The sequence below is a fragment of the Nostoc sp. NMS9 genome, assembly GCF_017114995.1.
In the GTDB taxonomy this organism is placed as follows: Bacteria; Cyanobacteriota; Cyanobacteriia; order Cyanobacteriales; family Nostocaceae; genus Nostoc.
In genome coordinates this window covers 1-16,846 of sequence record NZ_JABXKL010000078.1, presented here as the reverse complement: position 1 = coordinate 16,846, position 16,846 = coordinate 1, and the positions used below count along the sequence as shown (strand labels likewise).

The 16,846-nt window shown below is 44.4% G+C and carries 19 protein-coding genes; all 19 read right to left on the bottom strand.

All coding sequences use genetic code 11. The features are described 5' to 3' along the window. Positions 1 to 2: 2 nt before the first annotated feature. Positions 3 to 581, bottom strand: a complete 579-nt coding sequence (locus HWQ40_RS23900; RefSeq protein WP_292782679.1) for a class I SAM-dependent methyltransferase — start codon at positions 579 to 581, stop codon at positions 3 to 5. 2 nt (positions 582 to 583) lie between these two features. Next, positions 584 to 1,309 (bottom strand): hypothetical protein, encoded by a 726-nt coding sequence (locus tag HWQ40_RS23895; RefSeq protein ID WP_292782677.1) that lies wholly within the window; start codon positions 1,307 to 1,309, stop codon positions 584 to 586. 11 nt (positions 1,310 to 1,320) lie between these two features. Then, positions 1,321 to 1,707 (bottom strand): oxalurate catabolism protein HpxZ, encoded by a 387-nt coding sequence (gene hpxZ / locus HWQ40_RS23890; RefSeq protein ID WP_292782674.1) that lies wholly within the window; start codon positions 1,705 to 1,707, stop codon positions 1,321 to 1,323. A gap of 68 nt (positions 1,708 to 1,775) precedes the next feature. Next, entirely contained in the window at positions 1,776 to 3,029 is a 1,254-nt protein-coding gene (locus tag HWQ40_RS23885; protein WP_292782671.1) for an MFS transporter, read from the bottom strand. Positions 3,030 to 3,056: 27 nt separating this feature from the next. After that, positions 3,057 to 3,833, bottom strand: a complete 777-nt coding sequence (locus HWQ40_RS23880) for a sulfite exporter TauE/SafE family protein (protein ID WP_292782669.1) — start codon at positions 3,831 to 3,833, stop codon at positions 3,057 to 3,059. A 16-nt stretch (positions 3,834 to 3,849) separates the two neighbouring features. Beyond that, positions 3,850 to 4,506 (bottom strand): HAD family hydrolase, encoded by a 657-nt coding sequence (locus HWQ40_RS23875; protein ID WP_292782667.1) that lies wholly within the window; start codon positions 4,504 to 4,506, stop codon positions 3,850 to 3,852. A gap of 15 nt (positions 4,507 to 4,521) precedes the next feature. Then, positions 4,522 to 5,484, bottom strand: coding sequence for a DMT family transporter (locus HWQ40_RS23870; RefSeq protein WP_292782664.1), 963 nt, complete (start codon positions 5,482 to 5,484; stop codon positions 4,522 to 4,524). 123 nt (positions 5,485 to 5,607) lie between these two features. Continuing rightward, a complete protein-coding gene (locus HWQ40_RS23865; protein WP_292782661.1) occupies positions 5,608 to 6,987 on the bottom strand; it encodes an LLM class flavin-dependent oxidoreductase in 1,380 nt (459 codons plus the stop codon). A gap of 68 nt (positions 6,988 to 7,055) precedes the next feature. Then, complete coding sequence (locus HWQ40_RS23860) at positions 7,056 to 7,685, bottom strand: glutathione S-transferase family protein (RefSeq protein ID WP_292782657.1); 630 nt, start codon at positions 7,683 to 7,685, stop codon at positions 7,056 to 7,058. Positions 7,686 to 7,726: 41 nt separating this feature from the next. Continuing rightward, positions 7,727 to 8,419 (bottom strand): hypothetical protein, encoded by a 693-nt coding sequence (locus HWQ40_RS23855; protein WP_292782654.1) that lies wholly within the window; start codon positions 8,417 to 8,419, stop codon positions 7,727 to 7,729. Continuing rightward, positions 8,412 to 9,446 (bottom strand): hypothetical protein, encoded by a 1,035-nt coding sequence (locus tag HWQ40_RS23850; RefSeq protein WP_292782651.1) that lies wholly within the window; start codon positions 9,444 to 9,446, stop codon positions 8,412 to 8,414. The genes HWQ40_RS23855 and HWQ40_RS23850 overlap by 8 nt, the downstream gene beginning before the upstream one ends. Positions 9,447 to 9,567: 121 nt before the next feature. Continuing rightward, positions 9,568 to 10,482, bottom strand: a complete 915-nt coding sequence (locus HWQ40_RS23845) for a TauD/TfdA family dioxygenase (protein WP_292782648.1) — start codon at positions 10,480 to 10,482, stop codon at positions 9,568 to 9,570. A gap of 65 nt (positions 10,483 to 10,547) precedes the next feature. Next, positions 10,548 to 11,348, bottom strand: a complete 801-nt coding sequence (locus HWQ40_RS23840; RefSeq protein ID WP_292782645.1) for an SDR family oxidoreductase — start codon at positions 11,346 to 11,348, stop codon at positions 10,548 to 10,550. A gap of 29 nt (positions 11,349 to 11,377) precedes the next feature. Continuing rightward, complete coding sequence (locus tag HWQ40_RS23835; RefSeq protein ID WP_292782642.1) at positions 11,378 to 11,725, bottom strand: hypothetical protein; 348 nt, start codon at positions 11,723 to 11,725, stop codon at positions 11,378 to 11,380. Positions 11,726 to 11,740: 15 nt separating this feature from the next. Beyond that, positions 11,741 to 12,688, bottom strand: a complete 948-nt coding sequence (locus HWQ40_RS23830) for a zinc-binding dehydrogenase (RefSeq protein WP_292782639.1) — start codon at positions 12,686 to 12,688, stop codon at positions 11,741 to 11,743. 186 nt (positions 12,689 to 12,874) lie between these two features. Beyond that, complete coding sequence (locus tag HWQ40_RS23825) at positions 12,875 to 13,456, bottom strand: hypothetical protein (protein WP_292782636.1); 582 nt, start codon at positions 13,454 to 13,456, stop codon at positions 12,875 to 12,877. Positions 13,457 to 13,687: 231 nt separating this feature from the next. Continuing rightward, positions 13,688 to 15,097: a DUF4157 domain-containing protein gene (locus tag HWQ40_RS23820; protein ID WP_292782633.1), complete on the bottom strand. Its 1,410-nt coding sequence runs from the start codon at positions 15,095 to 15,097 to the stop codon at positions 13,688 to 13,690. Between the two features lie 448 nt (positions 15,098 to 15,545). Then, positions 15,546 to 16,601, bottom strand: a complete 1,056-nt coding sequence (gene acsF / locus HWQ40_RS23815; RefSeq protein ID WP_292782630.1) for a magnesium-protoporphyrin IX monomethyl ester (oxidative) cyclase — start codon at positions 16,599 to 16,601, stop codon at positions 15,546 to 15,548. Positions 16,602 to 16,666: 65 nt separating this feature from the next. After that, a partial coding sequence (locus tag HWQ40_RS23810; RefSeq protein WP_292782627.1) for a hypothetical protein occupies positions 16,667 to 16,846 on the bottom strand: 180 nt, incomplete at its 5' end.

Below are 16,846 nucleotides of genomic sequence, written 5' to 3'. Positions count from 1 at the left end.
ATTCATTGGATGCGTGTCGCTAGAATTACTGAATTTTTTGCCGTCACGGGGATTTCTGTGGCGGCAATCCGAGGATCTTTGAGCCAAAATTCCCTGATTTGATCTGTGCGTCCGTGCCATTGTGGTGGCCAGTATTCTTCGGGTGTGAGATCGTCTAGTAAGATGAAGCCTCCAAGCTTGAGAGCAGTTATCAATGTTTGAGGTTCTGTGAGTTTTGCCTTTCCGCCATCGGCAAATAACAAATTGAAGGGAGCGTAGGTGAGTAAATCGTGCCAGTCGCCTTGAAGTGTGCGGACATTAGACTTATTTGCAAATAGCTGTTGCACAACTTTGGCAAGCTGGCGATCGCTCTCGATCGTAATCAATGTACTATCTGGGTGTAATGCGCTCACAATCCACGCTGCACCAACCCCACATCCACTACCAATTTCACCAATTTGACCCTGTGTGATATGGCTGGTGAGGACGTGCAACAGACGACCAACTTCTGGGAGTGAGGATTGGGTAAACTCAAGTTGTGCAGCTAGAGATTCGGCCTGCTGCACTAATGATGGACTAGAGGCGATAGGATAGGTTGTCATGTCTACTTCTTCACCAAAACTTCTCGCAACACAACTGCTAAATCCTGCAATGCACGTTCACCATCTCCCACAAACGTTGAACCATGCATTGTCGCCAGTGTACGCGGCTTGAGAACTGCTAATTCCTGGAGAATGCGAGCGGTATGCGTTGTATATGGTATGTAATTGGGAAAAGGACTTGCTTCATAATTGACGATTGTTTGACGGAACCGTTCAATCACATCAGACTCAGTTATTGCTTCCACATCTCCAAACTGGTGGAAAAGGTCTGAGCAAAACAAGGTTTTATGACTAGTTTCCAAGAATAATCCTGCATCCCAACCGTGAGGAACTTGTGGTGTATGGTGAAACTGAAAACTATATTTACCAGTGTTTAAAACTTCAGCGTGTTGCATAATTTTGGATGGACGAATTGCAAAATCATCTACACTCACAAAGGCTGCTATGGGGCTACAAACTGTCTGAGCATTTGGCGCAATGGACAACCATTCATTTAGCGATCCACATTCATCTGCTTCAAAATGGCTAAAGCTAATCCAGCGAATTTGTGATGGATCAATAATCTTTGCCACTGCATCATGTACTAGTGGAAACATCCTCTTTAGACCCGTATGAAATAATAATGGTTCTTCATCCTTCACTAAAAACTGGATGAATTGCATATCTATTTTTGGGTCATAGCTTGAGATGCGATAGATATCTGGGGCAATTTCGGTAATGCTAGTCATAGTTTTAAAACTCACACTGGCAATAATGAAACGTGTGCTGAAACCACCTTCCATCCTTCGGTAAACCTGTACCAAGTCTGGCTTTGTCGCCCGAAACGCTCTACACCATTGATAATCCGGCGAAATTCTAAAGTTACTGTTGCTGCATCTTTCCCAAAGGTTACAACCTTGAGATTCGAGATTTCTCGCTCTATTTTTGGGTTTGGTCGATTCTGGCGAAAGTTACGAACTTCATCGCCACCATACAGGTTTTCTGTAATTCCAAACCGCACTACTTCGGGTGCATCCCAAAATAAGCTATCCATCACCTCCAAATTGTTATTAGAAAGGGCTTCTTCATACTTGAGGTACAAATCAGTTACTTCAGCTACAACAGCAGGGTCATTTATAGTAGTCATTGTTGTTATCAATTTTTGGTGTTATGGCTGATTATGCACTCTTTCAAATAGCCAGAGCTATTTTTCTTTTAAGCTCCTTCAGTAGGTAGATTCAGACGAATCAGATCGCGGAAGGTGGAGATTTGCTGCATAAAGAAAATTGAGCCTGCAATACAAATACTTGCACCAAGGATGACAGTATTGCTACTACCAATTTTACTTGCTAGTGCGCCAGCTATTAAGTTACCTATAGGTACTGCGCCTGTAGATGCCATAACGTAAAGACCGGTAATTTGTCCGCGATTTTCATCGCTCACCAACAACTGAAGCAAAGTGCGTCCGGCAATTATCTGTAAAATAAAGCCGAAACCAGCCGCTAATAATGAGAGCAGCGAAAGCCAAAATACACGAGATAGGGCAAAGACAATCAAGCTTACTCCCATAAAACATATACCCAATGCTAGAACTTTACCCGACTCCAGTACATTGCTATGCTTAGTTAAATAGATACCACCTGCTAAGGTTCCCAAACTGGAAGCTGTCATCAAGAAGCCGAAGGTGTTAGGGCCACCCTGCAAAATCTCCTTGGCAAAAATCGGCCCCAAAGCTAAGTAAAATCCCCATACGCAGCAAACTAAAGCCGAACCAATCAAGACTGAGCGAATTGGCAAAAACCCAAAGGCATATTTAAAACTAGTTTTTAATTCTTCTAAAGGTTTGCGTTTGGAAATAACAGCTTTTTTGGGGGCAAGGTTCATTGCAAGAAGGGCAATAATTACGGCGATGTAACTGATACTATCGAGCAGAAAACAAAGCCCCGATCCCATTGCCGCAATTAACAAGCCCGCGATCGCAGGCCCAACCATAACTGAAACGCTGACAAGGGAGGAGTACAAGGCGATCGCATTCCCAAGATTTTCCTTACTGACCGTTTCTGGTAAAAATGCCTGTCGGGTGGGAATATCGAAGGCGTTGATTATCCCTTGCAACACACCAAGAAATGCAATCTGCCAGACGTTAATAGTACCGCTCAAAGCCAGCCATGTCAGAGCCAAAGACTGAAGCATCCCCAGAACTTGGGCGACAAGCAGAATACGATGGCGGTTCGTGCGATCGGCGACGATTCCACCCAGAGGAATCAAAACAAGCGTGGGAATTTGGCTGGCAAAGCCCACTAGACCGAGTAACCAAGCGGAATCGGTGAGGCGATATACTAACCAACTAGTAGCCACTTGAGTCATGGACGTACCAATCAGAGAAATTGCCTGACCTATGTAGTACAGGCGAAAATTTCTAGAACTAAAAGCACGGAGCACGACTTGTGATTTTTTTGATGCTTCCATATATCACCCCTGAGTAGTTCCCAGGTCTTAACCGTGAATAAAAAAGTAGGCAGTCATGCTGAAGGCAACAATCATGACAAATTTCCGAATTAAGTGGGGTTCAAGTTGACGAGCATAATGGGCGCTTAAATAACCACCAAGAGAGCCACCGACTGCCATCAAAATAGCTTGATGCCAAGCAATCACACCTGCAAAAATAAATGGAACGATCGCAATTCCATTGATACAACTCCCTAAAAATGTCTTAAAAGCATTCATTTTGTGAATACTTTTGATACCTAAAAATGTCAGAGTTGCCAGCATTAAAATCCCTAAACCTGCGCCGAAGAAACCGCCATAGATTGCGATCGCTAGTTGAGCCAGTACCAAATTAAACAAGGGTACAGATTCCGGTGATGTATTCTGGTTTTGACGCTGCAACCACTTTTTGAACGGTTCGCCAAAGGTAAATACAACTGTTGCTAGCAGCAATAGATAGGGAATCAGCTTTTTAAAGATATCTGGCGATGTATACAACAAAGCTATGGAGCCAATCATGCCACCAACTAAACTGACGCCACATAGAAGTAAAAAATCTCGCCGCTCGATGCCTAAATCTTGACGATATGCTCCAGCACTGGCTAGAGCAGCCACCCAAATCGCGGTATTATTGGTGGCGTTAGCTGCGATCGGGGGTACACCCGTAAAGACGAGAGTTGGAAACGTGATAAAGCTTCCACCACCCGCTACAGCATTTAAACCGCCTGCAATGAAAGCGGTACTGAAGAGAAGCAAACTATGGATAAACGTTAATGATGGCGGCATTATTATGAATTATGAATTACGAATTACGAATTATAAGTCTGGGGATATCACTTGGAGAATGGGCAATCAAGTCAGCACCATGAGCTTTTAATTCCTCCTCAGTTCCATAGCCATAGGTGACACCAATTGAAGCGATGTGATGGCGTTTGGCTCCAATGATGTCATGTGAGCGATCGCCTACCATCACCACAGTAGATGGTAAAAGTTTTTCTGTTAATAAAATATGGTGAATTAAGTCACCTTTTATGCTCCGCGTTCCGTCAAGTTCACTACCATAAACACCATCAAAAAGCAATGATAAGCCAAAATATTCAATAATTTGCGTCGCATAAATATATGGCTTGGAAGTCGCAACAAAAGTTTTATAGCCAGCAAAACGAATTGCTTTTAAAACTTCTGTAATTTGGGGATAAAGTGAGTTTTCAAATAATCCAATTGTGGCAAAGCGACGACGATATAGTAAAAGAGCCTGTTCAATTACTGTGCGATCCAAGGTATTGAGTAATTGCGAAAAACTATCTTTGAGTGGTGGGCCAATACACCAATTTAATTCATCAGCATTCGGTGATTTGTAACCGAGTTCAGAGAGCGCATACTGAATGCAACCAGTGATGCCAGGTTTAGGATCTGTCAAAGTCCCATCAAGATCGAAAAGGATAGCGGAGAAAGGCATATCTTAATTCCCAATTCAACCCCTAATTTTGAGCGATTTCACAAAGCCTTCTGCACTAAGTAACGCGATCCCCAATGTGACAACACCAATCCCTACACTCTGAATCACATTTAAAGTTTCGTTAATGGTTATCCATGCAACTAACGCTGTCAATGCTGGACTGCTAGAGCCAATTATGGAAGCGGTAGAAGCGCCAACCATCCGAATCCCCACATTGTTTAAAGTGTGTCCGAGAAAGCTGACAAGACCGGAAAATATGCTACCAATCCATAGGGGTGTCCAATCAAGTTGGCCGCTCTTAGCTGGCCAAAACAGTAAACTAATACCAGAAAGCAATAAAGTGGAAGCAAAACTGATCCAGGTAAAGGGAATTGGATGGAATTTTTCTAAACATTTTTGAGCAATGATGCAATAAAAGGCGTAAACAATCCCAGCGCCAAAACTAGCAAAAATGCCGATCGCAATGGTATGACTGCTGTAGGTAGCAGAAGATTGGGGAATGGTGAGAGCGCTTCCTACCAGAATAATAGCCATTACTAGCCAACGGAACAATGTGGGGCGATCGCCAAAAAACCTCCAAGACAGCAGCGCTGTAAATACGGGATAGGTGAAGAAGAGGGTCAAGGCAATACCTGTGGGAATCAAGCCAATAGCAATGTAGAGTGAGGCAATATACACAAACATCAGCACTCCACAGCCAAGAGCTTGAATCAGAACATCCCTACGCTTGCGGGTGAACAAGTCTTGGAGTTCTGTCCAAGCAGATGGATATAGCTTGAATGATAGAGATGCCATGAGTGGAACCACCAGCAGCATTCGCATGAACATCAGCAAGAAGGAATTCTGCAAATCCGGTTTAACGTATCCACCGAGTAAAAATAAACCTAGTACGAGATGTTCTGAAAACAAAACTCGGACAGTAACGTTGTGAAACGTCAAAACAAAGGAGGATAGAAGAACCGTTAGGATGCCCAACACGATAAAAAGTTTCCTTAGAGACGACTTGATTGTATTGTTAAAACCACTGGAATAACAAACCAGATGAAGTTTGAGGAAATCAAAGCCGTCGCTTCAAAAACACTGCCAGTTGTTCAATCAAAACTATGCCAAGGAACCGACGCCCACAGGTTCAGAAGCAGTCTTTGTGGTGAACTGGTTCACCGGACGGGGCAAACCAAGATTCTCGCGTAAAGTACTACCTTCATACTCAGTACGAAATATTCCTCGACGTTGCAGTTCGGGAATTACCAAGTCCACGAATTCATCTAAACCCCCAGGTAGCCAGGGTGGCATAATGTTAAATCCATCAGCTCCACCATTGACGAACCAATCTTCTAACTGATCGGCAATGTGTTCTGGTGTTCCGAGAATCGTTCGATGTCCCCGCGCTCCTGCAATCCACAAATACAGTTGTCGGATTGTTAAGTTCTCTCTGCGGGCAAGATCGGTAATCAACTGCAAGCGGCTTTTGCCAGCGTTGGTATCTGGCAGATCCGGCAGCGGCCCATCTAGGGGATACTTGGACAAATCATGGCCACCCACTAGCCCAGAAAGCAGCCCTAATCCGACCAGCGGATGAATCAACTCCTGAAGTTGCTCATATTTATCCTTAGCTTCTTGCTCAGTCTTACCAATCACTGGGAATACCCCTGGCATAATTTTAAGATGGTCAGGGGAACGTCCGTATTTAGCTAATCTCTCCTTGACGCTGGCGTAGAAGGCTTGAGCTTCTGCCAATGTCTGTTGTGCAGTGAAAATCGCCTCTGCTGTTTGGGCAGCCAAATCCTGGCCAGCTTCGGAAGATCCCGCTTGTACGATTACTGGATATCCCTGCGGTGGACGCGCCACATTGAGCGGGCCGCGCACCGAAAAATATTTGCCCTTGTGATGGGGAATATGCAACTTTTCTGCATCAAAGTAAATACCTGACTCCTTATTGTGGAGGAAAGCATCGTCTTCCCAACTGTCCCAAAGTTTGGTGACAACATCCACAAATTCCCTCGCCCGTTCATAGCGCAGCGAGTGTTCTAGGTGGTTTTCTTGGCTAAAATTCTGCGCTGCGGCTTCAGCAGCAGAGGTTACAAGATTCCATCCGGCACGACCACCGCTGAGATAATCTAGTGATGCAAACTTGCGGGCGAGATGAAAAGGTTCATCATAAGTCGTTGATGATGTTGCCACCAACCCGATATTTTCTGTCACCGCAGACAGAGCCGACAACAAGGTTAAAGGTTCAAAGTGGACACTGAATTGTCCCGAACGACTAAAAGCCTCAGTCCCTTGCCCTCGATCCCAGACGGCTAAACCATCTGCGAGGAAAAGCATATCAAATTTACCCCGTTCAGCCGTTTGTGCCAGCTGCTTGTAATGTTGGAAGTTCAGACCTCCATCAGCCGGAGTTTTGGGATGTCGCCATGCTGCGACGTGATGACCACTGCCGGGTAAAAATGCTCCGAGTTTAAGTTGTTTTTTTGTACTCATATTTCTATTTGTGAGGGCGTACTTGTGCTTTTTTCGTTCTCTTGTTTGGAACAATAAAATGTTAGTTATTAGGACTCTGGTCTTGTTGCTTGGATAGAGGGTAGTTTAGAGAATTCATCGTACCAATGAGCAAGTTTTGAATATTTTTGCCGCCATTGCAGATTGGGAAGACGGATCTCTAGTCCCAGTGAAGAGGCGAGGGTTATATGAGCAAGTTTTGGAGTTTGGTCGAGTTTATCTGATATCTTCTCGAAATAGTCCAAAATTCTCAACGCCCGCTCACGCTCAAACTCGATCACCCCAGTAGACTGCTCACTGTGGGGACGCCTTAACTCCCTTACCCAGACAGCAATACCATCTATGAACCCACCAGTCATACCTTCGAGTTGCTGTAAAAAGCCATTAGAAATGTCAGCAACTAGTTTAATTTCAGGATTTAAGTGATTCAGATAAGCGCATATTATACGTGTTTCACTCAAGATAAATCCGTCGTCAGTCGCTAGAGTTGGTACTTTACCTGTAGGGTTGTAATTCAATAGGTCGCTGTTTGGATCTCGTGCAATGACTTTTTGCGTTTCGATGCGATTGCACAGATTCAATTCTATTATTGCTACCCGTGCAATGCGTGCATAGGGAGAGTTAGGTGTATAGAAGAATTTCATAAAAAAAGTGCGATCGTCATTAGATACTGAGTTCAAATCTCTATCGTTTTAACATTTGAAAAAATCTGGTCAATAAATTAGGAAAGATGATTTGCTCTCAAGAAGAGAATCGGTTCTGCCAAATTATTGTTTTTTAATAAAGCATCGGCATACTGCACAGGATTAGATTCTGCAAAATAGATTCGTTGTGCGGCATGGTATCGCTGACGATACAGACGAACTGCGTTTTCCCAAGACTCAAGCCGTGCTGCATCTCTGTCTACCCCACGCTGCTCGGCCACATCAAAATCTGTATCTATATAGATACGATAGTCAAAGTAAGAGACAATCTCTGGTCGTAGCAAAAAACTGGCAGCAAAAAGAAAAATATCTCCAGGATTGGCTTTATTAAGTATCTCTTCCACTGGAGCATCTCTTTCCAAGTCGAACCCACGTGCCTGGTAGATTAAATTACCTCCAGATCCGAGCGGTTCAAGCACAAGCTTTTTGAGGAGCGGATAGTTGTAAGCATCAAAATAGTAGCCTTCAGCCGACTCACGACCTCGGCGATAGCGCAGATCGCGTGGGTTATGAAAATCATCCACTGCAATGTGAACAGAACTTCTTCCACGTCTGGTTAATATCTGCGCTAGCTCCTGTGCCAAAGTGGATTTGCCACTAGCAGTAATGCCTGTCACTGCTACTTGCAGAACACGAAAAGGCAGAGCATCAGCACGCTCGATTAAAGTATCCGCTATTGTTTCCAAGACAGCAGTGCGTGTATCAGTCATACATTGCTACAGCATCTAATAATTCATTTCGGCGCTGTGGTGATGTGAACGCTACTGCGATCGCATTACGGGTAACAGCCAGCAATTCATCTGCGGAAAAACCAAGGGCATGAGCTACTGCATACTCTCGTCCAATGGTCGTGCAGACTTGCACAGGATTGTCTGTACACAGAGCGATGGGAATACCAGACTTCACAAGCTGCTGAACCGGATGCTCGCTGTAGGAAGATACAGCGCCCAGAATAACGTTACAACTCAGGGAACACTCAACAGTAACGCCGCTCTTTGCCAGTAAATCGAATATAAACGGGTCGTTTATGGCGTGTGTTGCATGACCGATTCTTGTTAGTCCAGGTACGCGCAGAGCAGCAGCAATATTGGCAGTAGAGAATTCCCCAGCATGGGCGGTGATTCCTAACCCGGCGCTAGCTGCCTGCTCTGCAATTTGATAAGCCGTAGTCCAATCTGCTTCTGTATCATAAGGTTTGTAAAGAAAATCTATTCCGCCTAAGCCTTCATCTCCTGCTTGAATACAGGCTTTTACTAGATGGTTTAAGCGTTCGCCTTCAAACCGATCCAAAATCAAGATAAATACTGCCTCAGCCCGGAGTCTGGGATACCGCGCTTGGACGCGACGCTCAGCTTCTCGGAACAATGTCATCAGGTCTGGTTTGAGTACATCTTCGTTGCCAAAACGCACTTCTACCAAGATGGCTCCGTCTGCTGCTGCTTCTTCTAATAAATCCTCAATCCGGGTGATGAAATTTTCTTGCTCCGCATCACTATCTCGCGTTGCAGGGAAAACAGTAGCAAGTTGCCGCAGGCGTGCTATCCCAGGCGGTGTTTCAGCTACCATCCGCTCTACCCAATTGCGCCAATTGTAGGGTATCCGTCCCTCACGCCGCGCCAGCACTCGGTCAAGGCGCGGCGACCACTCCTGATGAATGTGCAAGTCTACTTTGGGGAGGTCAGCAATCAGTGGATTTGGCTCTATTTCCGCAAGTGGCATGATGCAGGTAGTTTCCATCCATTTAAGCTCCTTTTTGGTAAATAGGGACTGGGGACTAGGGACTGGGGACTAGGGACTGGGGACTAGGGACTGGGGAAAGAATTCTTCCCAGTACCCAATCCCCGATCCCCAATCTCTTTTAAACTGTAACTGCCTGACGTCGGTTGTACTCAGAAGCATCTCCTTTGATAGCCTCACTTTGTTTACCATCGATGCCAACGGGGAGGTCGCCGACAATTGTGACTCGTTGAACATGGCGGGGCTGGTCGCCGTAATCTGCGATCGCATAATGTTGAGTCGCCCGGTTATCCCAAAAGGCTACGTCACCAACTTGCCAACGCCACCGGACTGTGTTTTCAGGACGTGTGATGTATGCTTGCAACAGCCGGAGAATGTCATCTGATTCAGTTGTTGATAAGCCACGGAACTGGCGCACAAATCCGCCGATGAATAGCCCACGCTCTCCAGATTCGGGATGGATGCGTACAACTGGGTGCAGAGTCTCGTATACAGTCGAGGTGAAGACAGCCCGGTAAGCCTTGGCATCTTCAGGTAAGTCAAATGCAGTAGCATAGTCGTATTTGTTGCTATGTACTGCCCAAAGTTGGTCTGCGAGATTACGTAGATGAATAGGTAAGTCTTGGTATGCAGTTACTGAATTTGCCCAGATTGTATCGCCGCCGGTTGGAGGAATGTCAAGCGCTCGTAAGATAGAGCCGAGAGGAGGACGGTCTACAAATGTTACATCAGTATGCCAGCTATTGGCGCGGGAAGTGGTACGCCCATAATTCAGGTCTAAGACTTCTGGATTTTCTGGCAGCGATGGTACAGTTGGGTGGGCTGTAGTGACTTCACCAAAACGACGAGCGAAGGCAACCTGTCCATCAGCATCGAGTTGTTGCTGACCACGGAAAAAGATGACTTTGTATTTGACTAGAGTCTTGCGAATATCGCTGATGATGTCATCGCTGAGTTTAGAACTCAGATTAACACCGATGATTTCAGCACCGATACGTCCTGCAACTGGTTTGATATCAAAGTATTGAGAACCCATGTTTTTATCTCCAAGAAGTTTATGTTTTTACAAGAGTAGAGACGCGATTCATCGCGTCTCTACTGTTAAACACCAGGGGTAGATCCGCCATCAACGATAATCTCTGTTCCTGTAATCGATGCAGCAAGATCGGACACCAAAAATAGCGCCAGCGCGGCAATTTCTTCTGGCTGGGCGATTCTTTTTAAAGGAATACTTTGGATGTTTTGTGCTTTCACTTGCTCGATGGTGATGCCTTGCGCTTGGGCATTCTGCCGAGCTAAAGTCTCGGCACGCTCAGTAGCTGTAGCACCAGGGGAGATAGCGTTAATGCGAATTTTGTACTCGGCTAGCTCTTTAGAAATGCCCTTTGTGAAGTTAAGCAAAGCAGCATTGCTTGTACCACCAGCTAGGAAGTTAGGACGAGGTGTACGTCCTGCACCACCAACTATATTGACAATCCGCCCATCACCGCGACTTTTTTGATGTGGGACGACGGCTCTAACTAAGCGAATATAGCCCAATAATTTTAAGTTCCAAGCATCCAAAAATAAATCATCAGTTGATTCTAGGAAAGACCCAGCACGGGCTGAACCTGCATTGTTAATCAAGATATCAATCTGATTAAATTGGGCCAAGGTGGTTGAAACGACTTTCTCAACATCCTCTGCTTTAGTTAAATCAGCGCTGATGGCAATAACTTTCGCGCCTGGGGTGGGTAAAGACTGGATGGCAGCTACTGCATTTTCTAGTCTTTCTTGATTGCGGGCTGCGATCGCAACACTCACACCCTCACTATAAAGTGCTTTGGCGGTGGCTAAACCAATGCCCGCACTTCCTCCTGTAACGATCGCTGTTTTACCTGATAGTTTTAGTTCTAAGCTCATACAAACTTACCCTCAAAAATGTAAGTAATTTATTTGCGAACCAATAATATTGCTGATTGAGAGCCTGTATTGTGGATATCCAAGATGGCTTGATTTTCTCCAGAAGTGCAGCCCAGAAGTATTTTGATTTCTGTATCCCGTTTTTCCAAGTCAACACTACAAATGACGGCGGTGACTTTTTTGCTAGACAAACTACCTATCCAGACATCAATATCGGCTCCATCTCCAGAGCGAGTGTTTTCCAAGTATCCATAGTCCAACGGATAAACAAAGGATGGATAACGTGGATGTGATGTCCCTTTTGGGCGATCTATCTTGAAATTACTAATGGCTACAAGCTGATCTAGTTTCAACCAGAAATCAGTACTATCTCTCATACCATCTGCTATTGCTCAATTTGAAATGTGCAACACAGCTTTGCCAGGAAAACGCCTATCGAGTAGTTGTTGGGCCACATCAGCTATTTGTGTCCAAGAAGCTTCTAAATCAATGTGAGGATGTAACTCACCTGCTTCTACAAGACTCAAAAGCCGTTTTAGACCGACTGCTGCTGATTCAAATCTCAATTCATCAAATAGACGTAAGCCATACAGGCTCACGCTACCAGTCCCAAAAAACTGAGCTGCATTGAATGTTACTTCAGCTCCCCCAGATACTCCATACAGCACAGTTTTCCCATCCTGTGCCAGTAAGCCAAGGGCTACCCCCAAAGTCTTGCCACCTACTGACTCTACAATTAGATCGTAGGGCCCATACTCACTGGCAGGTGAGAGGTCTTCGCCAATCACCACCGATTGCGCCCCTGCTTCTCTAACTAGAGTTTCATAGCCAGGTTGACGAATATGTGCCACAACTTGCGCTCCTGACAGTTGCGCCAATTGGATAGAGAAGTAACCAACGCCTCCTGATGCGCCTGTAACCAGAACTGACCGACCCAAAAGTGAACCACCTTTTAACACTGCATGGTATGCAGTTAAACCCGCTACAGGTAGTGTGGCGGCTTGACCAAAAGATACTGATGGCGGCACTACTGCTAAGGCGTTAGTAGGAACAGACACGAGTTCTGCCCAAGCACCGGCACGGCGCAAGCCAACTACACGCGCCCCTTGGGGAGGCCCCGAACCATCGGCGGCGGGGATTTCTACTACACCTGCTAAGTCCCAACCAGGCTGCCAACCAGCCTCAGCAGTGGTTGAACGTTTTATCTCTCCCCGATTGAGGGAAATTGCCGCTACCCGCACTAGAGCTTCATCTGGGGCAGGCTTTGGTGCAGTTACTTCACTCAGTGCCAAACGCCCCGGCACATTGGGATCAACAATCACAGCACGTATTTTGCTCATAAGGTTGCCCTGGCTTAGAGATTAATTTCTAGTTCGTTGGTTCGCAATGTTATACCTGCAATAAATAATCTCGATAGATTAGCTATTTATTCTTAACTTCAAATCCTTGCAACTAGGTTAACGAAATCTAAAACAACGTAAACTTGATAAACTTACAGTATTTTATGGTTTGTAAAAAGAAAAGTATCACAGACAGCCAGAAGAATCAAGCACCTTGTGAATAAATTCGCCGTTGACACTTCTGGCATTGTAGTCAAACCAAGTGGCTTCCGTATCGTTCGGCGTTCTTTTTATAATTTTATGACTTATGCATTGACACAAAATACAAAGTATGACGGGCTTGAAAAACCACATCTGTCGTAGGGGCACAGCATTGCTCATTGGTGTCATTCTGGCATTGTAGTCAAACCAAGTGGCTTCCGTATCGTTCGGCGTTCTTTTTATAATTTTATGACTTATGCATTGACACAAAATACAAAGTATGACGGGCTTGAAAAACCACATCTGTCGTAGGGGCACAGCATTGCTCATTGGTGTCATTCTGGCATTGTAGTCAAACCAAGTGGCTTCCGTATCGTTCGGCGTTCTTTTTATAATTTTATGACTTATGCATTGACACAAAATACAAAGTATGAAGGGCTTGAAAAACCACATCTGTCGTAGGGGCACAGCATTGCTCATTGGTGTCAACTTCAGCTGAAATCTACTGACTGCATGAGTTTTGCCCTCACCCCCACCCTGCTCTCCCAATTTGGGAGAGGGTAGCATAATTCTCCAATTCCCCTTCTCCCATGTTGGGAGAAGGGGTTAGGGGATGAGGGCAACTCTAGACGCTTTCTCTTACCTAACTTTTACGTTAAGTTGACACCACTGAGCATTGCTGTGCCCTACAGCGCGGGTTTACCAATCATCAAAGAACAATTAATAAAGGTCTGAAACAACCTATTTTCGTGAATACATACCATGATTAATTTGTACAGTGCGTAAGTTCTAAATTTCTCAATTTGATTTTTGAGTTTGAACCTCTACCTTTGCATCCGATTCATCTCCACTTTGAGAAACTTTTTCTGGGCCGCACTGTACCGGAGTTACTCCTGTACCTTGAGTGAGTCCGTGTTTCGTTGTGGTGTCGTAGGCGCTGTTATCAGTATTCGCTTGGGCGTAAGTATCGTTAAAAATCTTGTCAGATGCTGAGGTTGTTTTGCCAAGAAGCTTTTTGTGTAAATCTTTAAAAGCCTTTTCATCAATACTAATGTGCCCATTCTCGTGTGTATCAAGAGCGCTATAAAACCTTGCCCATTCTTTTTTAACGGGTTCGCACTGTTGATCGAGTTCAGTCCAGACGGGCATTGCCTTAGTTTCTGTTACTAAGACATCTGCCTCGTAGACAATTTCATTGGATTGATCTTCTGCTTGGTAAGTTTTGACATCTTTTTCGGGGGCACAAGTAACACTGCCCGCTTCGCCCTTTCCTTGTGATGTTAAGTTTGTAATTGCTTCGGTAATATTTTTTCCAGAAGCAGTAATTGTGGCATTCTTTTTGTCAATTTTAGTTGTCCCTTTTTTGGGCGGCATACCATTGGATGTCTGTTCAACAGGGGCTGGTGCTGTAGATGCATCGCTTTGTTTCTGCACTTTGCCTGTCTGTTGTACCACATGGGTTAACTCATGGGCTGTCAACTCGTTATTACCAGGTGATTTCTCGGCGCTAAAGTAAACATCACTACCATGAGTAAAGGCCTGCGCTCTCAACGACTTATTCATCTGCGTAGCATTGGAGTCAGTATGTACTCGCACATTGTCGAATTTACTACCAAAGCGTGGTTCCATAAAGTCTCGCACTTCGGGAGATAACGGGCTTCCTCCACCCTTACTATTATTTAACTGACTCTCAATATTGTCTTGGGTCTGAATGCTGTTATCACTAGTGCGTTGTAGCGACAACTCGGTTTCTACTTCCTCTTTTTCTTGCTCACAATCTGCACATTTTTGTTGTACTATATCTGAACCTATTCCACCGACATTTATATTTGACTTAGGTCTAGGTAGAAGCATAATCTGGTCAGCTGACTGCTCATACTGGTCTTTTTGCTGGCTAACTATAAGTTGCGGCTGTGGACAACGCAAAGATATCCGACTAATGTCGTGAACAAGAGGCTTTTCTTTGATAGCTTCTGGTTCTAATAATTGCTCATTAGCAGACGGGGCTTCTTGAAGGTCGCCTGCTACTTCCATGACTGTATCGAGTGGAGTATTATTATTTATTGGTAAACCAAAACCGCGTGTTGGATTGGCCAATGTAGGAATATTGGATGAGACAAGCGATGGATTCGTAAAATTTGATGTTCCTGTGTTGGGTCGCTTCCATGTGGGTAAAGGCAAAGCGGCTTGTCTTTTAATGTCGCTCATCTCTTAATTCCTACATTTTCTAGATTAATTAGTCAACCTCTTATCTATTGCATTCCAGTATTATATATATACAAAAATTTAACTATTTTATTGACATACTTAGGGTTTGCTGAAAAAGTCTTTTCGTGAGGGCTAAGAGGCAGGAGGCAGGAGGCAGGAGGCAGGAGGGGAGTTACAAACTACCCCTAAATCTCTTTCTTCCGAAAAAGTGATTGATTTTTTGTGATATCAAGTCTTTTTCCTTGCACCTTATTCACCTTTTATCCCACTCAAGGCATTGATTTATCAAGGTTTTATGTTTATTCAGCAAGCCCTACTTATATATAGACTTTAGTCTAATTTTGTCATCATTCAGCTACCCAATACTCAAGAATTGACATCTAGTGAAATTAATTATACGTTATTGAGAACACATAATTAATTTCACCAGCAGATATCTAATAAATAGCTAACGAACCGTTCCCCGCAGGGCTTCAGTATCAATTGGTTTGATGAGATAAATTAACAGCAAATTCCAAACAATTGCTGCAATCAAAGGTAGTTTGCGAATTAGCTTCACCAATTTCGGATTATAATTGCCTTCAATCTCTGCAATTTTTAAGTTATAACCAGCACAGCGTTGTAGACGTGAGAAAAACTTGGGATGTTCGGTATTCAACATTACAGGAAAAGCCCGTCCTGCGGTTTCATTGGTGTTGCGGACAACTTGGATATCAAATTCTGTGGCATCAAGTCCCAATGATTTGTAGAACCCGGAACGTTCATGAACTGTCAGAGTGTGAGTAGCAAATACTGATAGCAAGAAAAAGCGACTCCACAGCCTAGATTTCCAGGTGTTCCAAAGTTGCGGTTGAGAACGCAATAATGCTTTGAATATGTCCCCGTGGCGGTTTTCGTCCTGACACCAGCTCTCAAAGTAGCGGAATATGGGGTAAAACTGGTTTTCTGGGTGCTTTTCTAGATGCCTGAAAATAATAATGTAACGCCAGTAGCCGATTTTTTCTGAGAGGTAAACGGTGTAAAGTACCCATTCAATCGGGAAAAATGTATAAGTGCGGGTTTTAGTAACAGTGCCTAAATCAAGGGAGAGTTTAAAATCGGCCATTGCTTTGTTGAGAAATCCGGCGTGGCGGGCTTCATCACGCGCCATCATTTGAAATATTTCCGCTAGCACTGGACTGCGATTTTTTAGCTTGCGGGATAATTCCTTGAATAACAAGAAGCCGGAAAACTCAGAAATGCAAGAACGTTCCAAATACTCTATAAATGCCTGCCTTGCTTCACCGCTAATGTGTTCCCAAGACTGCTCAAACGCTTCATCCCGAACAAAATGGTGGCGGTTGTAGTCTGTCCGCATTTCTGTCAACATCGCCTGCAACTCCGTTTCCTGGGCAGACAAATCCAGGTTGGCTGCGGTTTCAAAATCTGTAGTGTAAAACCGGGGGGTGAGTACAGTTTCTTTGCTGGGGGTTTTAATTTCTGGCTTCGGTAGGGTGTTAACCATGAGTAATGAGGCGAGCAAATCAATAGTTCTATAACTATAAAGCTATGATAAATATTATTATTTGGCTAGACCTCTTCACAATCCTTTAGTAAAGTCGGAATTTCTGAATTTTCTTTCAACGGGTCGCGCCCAGGATTTCCCAATTTGAGCCAAGCTTGAAGGTGAGTAATGGGCGCTCTAGGACTGGTTAGGGACTTGCAAGAAAATAAGATCCCAATCAAACTGGAGTAATCGTGATATCCCAT